The 505-nt window shown below is 67.1% G+C and carries 1 pseudogene; it reads right to left on the bottom strand.

What is annotated here, in order from left to right:
• Positions 1-505: pseudogene (locus EN914_RS37920) on the bottom strand (hypothetical protein); the annotation flags it as partial.

The raw sequence follows: 505 nt of genomic DNA, 5'->3' as shown, positions 1-505 counted from the left end.
GTTGTGAACGGCGACATCGCCGCTGATGTTGCCCTTGCCGCCGCCGCCACCGATGGTGACCGTCGCATTGATGCTGGCGTTGACCCCGAAGCCGCCTGCAGCTCCCCAGGAATCGCCGCCATTGCCGCCGCTGCCGGCCACCGATTGCGCGAGGATGCCGATCGCGTTGGCGCCTTTGGTAACGATGCTGCCGCCGCCATTCATGCCGCTGTCGACGATGACGAGATCGCTCTTGCCACCGTCGCCACCCCAGCCGCCAACAGTGACACCGAGTGAAACGCTAACCCCCGTGCTGGCTGCACCCGAAATCGTGGCAGCGCGGCCGCCATTGCCGCCGCCGCCGCCGATGGACTGGGCAACGATGCCGCCGGAACCGGCTGCGTCGGTGTCGGCAATCAGGTTGCCATCAGCCCGAACCGTTACCTTTCCACCATTGCCTCCGTTGCCGCCCTCGCCACCCACGGCAACCCCGACCGAAGCGGACACGTAGAGACCAGCGCTGACC

The sequence above is a fragment of the Mesorhizobium sp. M7A.F.Ca.CA.001.08.2.1 genome, assembly GCF_003998455.1.
GTDB lineage: Bacteria > Pseudomonadota > Alphaproteobacteria > Rhizobiales > Rhizobiaceae > Mesorhizobium > Mesorhizobium ciceri.
This window is presented reverse-complemented; position numbering and strand designations above follow the sequence as displayed.